The sequence below is a fragment of the Frankia sp. CcWB2 genome, from assembly GCF_977927585.1.
Map to the genome: position 1 here is coordinate 17,413 of NZ_CDWRCM010000076.1, position 2,740 is coordinate 20,152.

Below are 2,740 nucleotides of genomic sequence, written 5' to 3' on the forward strand. Positions count from 1 at the left end.
ATCATGCATCGTGCAGGGCAAAATGGGTTTATTCGCGGCGATCGTCGGTGAACCTCGGCGTAGGGTCAGGCCCGCATCATGATTGTTGATCGGGCACGGGTGGCAGCGGCGCTTCCTGGCTACGAAATGGGTGACCAGATCGGTGCTGGCGCGTTCGGGTTGGTGCTGGCCGGCTGGCATCGCGGCCTGCAGCGTGATGTTGCGATCAAGGTGCTGGCCGCAGGGGGACATGCCAGGCTGGCGGCCGGGTTCGCCGCCGAGGCGCGGATCCTCGCGGGCCTGGATCATCCGCACATCGTTCGGGTGTACGACTACGTCGAGGCCGACGAGCTGCGTCTGATCGTCATGGAGATGCTGGCCGGCGGGACCCTGACCCGCCGCCAGGCGGGCATGAGCCAGCAGGGGGCCTGTGCGGTCGGTCTGGCGGTGGCTGGGGCCCTGTCGTGTGCGCATTCCCGGAGTGTGCTGCATCGTGACATCAAACCTGACAATGTACTGTTCGACACCACTGGTTTGTTGAAGGTAGCCGATTTCGGAATCGCGAAACTGGCGGGTGGGGTGACGGCCACCGCGAACACGGTGATCGGGACACCGCTGTTCATGGCTCCCGAGCAGATCGCGGGGAGCCGGCTGGGGCCGGCCACAGATCTGTACGCGCTCGGGGTGATGCTGTATCTGCTGCTGGCCGGTACCGCGCCGTTCGATCCGCCCGCACAGGCGCCGTGGCGACACCACCTCGACCGCGGTATCCGGCCGCCCGCCGGGGTGCCTGCGCCGGTGGCAGAGGTGGTCCTGGGCGCGCTGGCCGAGGTCCCGGCGGACCGGCCGCGCCGTCCGCGCACGCGTTCGCGGTTGATCTCGCCCAGGCAGCCGCCAGCGCGTACGGCCCGGGGTGGATCGCCTCGTCGGGGATGTCGCTACAGCTCGACGGCGAGGTCCGCGCCGCCGCCGAACACCCAGCCGCGTCTACCTGGCAGCTGCCACCGCCCGCCGCCGACGGCGTATCATCTCCGCGTCCGGCGGGCAGCACTCCGCCGGACCGGGCAGCCGGCGGGAGCATCACCAGCCGTGGGCGTCACCCCCGGTCCCGTCCCCGGCCGGCCGCGCCGCCGCGTCACCGCCGCGCCGCCGCCCTCGCAGTGCTGCTTCTTCTCACCGTCGCCGGTACCGTCCTCATCACCAGCGTGGCTCGCAGCGGGAATCCGCGCGAGCCCAGTGCCCGCCCACTAGGCCAACCCCTGGCTGCCCACACCGGTTGGGTGCGCTCGGTGGCGTTCTCCCCCGACGGCCGCACCCTGGCCAGCGGCAGCGAGGAGCGAACGATACGGCTGTGGGATGTCACCGACCCGACCGCCCCCCGCCCGCTCGGCCCGCCCCTAACCGGCCACACCGACACGGTGATGCCGGTGGCGTTCTCTCCGGATGGACGGACCCTGGCCAGTGGCAGCAAGGACCGAACGATACGGCTGTGGGATGTCACCGACCGGTCCAATCCCCGCCCGCTCGGCCAACCCCTGACCGGCCACACAGGTGTCGTGGCATCGGTGGCGCTCTCTCCGGATGGGCGTACCCTGGCCAGCGGCAGCTGGGACAAGACGGTACGGCTGTGGACGGTGGACTGACCGACTACCTGGGCCACAACCCCACCCGCCGGGTTACCGTCGGGCGGGAGCGGCTGCGGCAGCTGCTTCACCACCACTCCATCTCCTTCCAGCGCACCCGAACCTGGAAGGAAACCACCGACCCGGACGCCGGCGCCAGGCTGGACCGCATCGAGGAAGTGACCCGCCGCTTGCCCGACCGCTGCTTTCGCCTTCGACCAGTTCGGGCCACTGTCCATCCGCCCTTGCCACGGGACCTGCCCGGCGCCACGCAAGCACCCCGACCGCGTGCACGCCACCTACCACCGCACCCACGGCATCCGCTACTTCCACGGCTGCTACTCCCTCGGTGACGACACCCTGGCCGCGCTCACAAGCATCCGCGCCTCCGGCGGACCTCGTAACCGTGATGATGCCGGGGTTGCCGTGAGGTCAACGTTCGGGCGTAGCCAAGATCTTGAACAGCATGGTGTTGGCGGTGGTGAGCGTCTGGACGTCAACCCGGCGCAGGCATTCACCCAGGGCGGCCTTGGCCACGAACGTGACCAGGCCCATCACGGCCCACTGCCCCTCCCCCAGGTCGACGCAGAACCCCTCGTCGGTGGCGTGCTCCACGACCAGGGCGACCAGCACGGTCGGCTCGTCGGCGATCTCGTTGTAGACCGTGGAGCTGAGGACCAGCACCGCCTGCGGCGCCGGCCCGATGCCCGCGGTCCAGATCTCACCGCGCCGCGGTGGCCTCACCCGGCGGCGTCGGCGAGATTGGGCAGCCCCGACACCGCGAGAGCCCGCTGGTTGGCCTCCCCGAAGGCGAGGGCCGCACCGGCCACCGCCGGGTCGGCCCGCACCCAGGCCCCATGCGCGGCGCAGCGCCGGCGCATGTCCTCGGCGTCAAGCACGCCCTCGACCCAGGCGTTCATCGAGGTGTGCTCGGCCTCGGCGTACCGCTTGACCGCCTCGTAGGCCTCATCCGAGAGCCGGAGCGTGATCGTGCGCGACATGCGCAACATGCTAGCAAGATCTGAGTGCTAGCAAGATCTGACAGCAGTATCCGCCACAGCGCGGAACGCATGGTCGCACTATCCGGTCACCAAAATCGACATATTATATGTCCATTCATGTGATTCCGTTGCTCTAGT

At 69.5% G+C, this 2,740-nt stretch carries 2 protein-coding genes and 2 pseudogenes; 2 read left to right on the forward strand and 2 right to left on the reverse strand.

The window, feature by feature from the left end:
- Nucleotides 1-78 precede the first annotated feature (78 nt).
- Nucleotides 79-1,616 (forward strand): annotated as a pseudogene (locus ACY45C_RS10315) (WD40 repeat domain-containing serine/threonine protein kinase); the annotation flags it as partial.
- A 2-nt stretch (nt 1,617-1,618) separates the two neighbouring features.
- Nucleotides 1,619-1,985 (forward strand): annotated as a pseudogene (locus ACY45C_RS10320) (IS630 family transposase); the annotation flags it as partial.
- A 48-nt stretch (nt 1,986-2,033) separates the two neighbouring features.
- On the opposite strand, the gene ACY45C_RS10325 reads toward ACY45C_RS10320, so the two are convergent.
- On the reverse strand, nt 2,034-2,345 hold the full coding sequence (locus ACY45C_RS10325) for a MazF family transcriptional regulator (protein ID WP_462187406.1): 312 nt from the start codon (nt 2,343-2,345) through the stop codon (nt 2,034-2,036).
- Entirely contained in the window at nt 2,342-2,602 is a 261-nt protein-coding gene (locus ACY45C_RS10330; RefSeq protein WP_035911300.1) for a toxin-antitoxin system HicB family antitoxin, read from the reverse strand. The genes ACY45C_RS10325 and ACY45C_RS10330 overlap by 4 nt, the downstream gene beginning before the upstream one ends.
- Between the last annotated feature and the right edge of the window lie 138 nt (nt 2,603-2,740).

What these genes read in the sequence shown, in the direction of transcription:
- ACY45C_RS10330 (WP_035911300.1), bottom strand. Translation starts at nt 2,602, where the DNA reads ATGTCGCGCACGATCACGCTCCGGCTCTCGGATGAGGCCTACGAGGCG.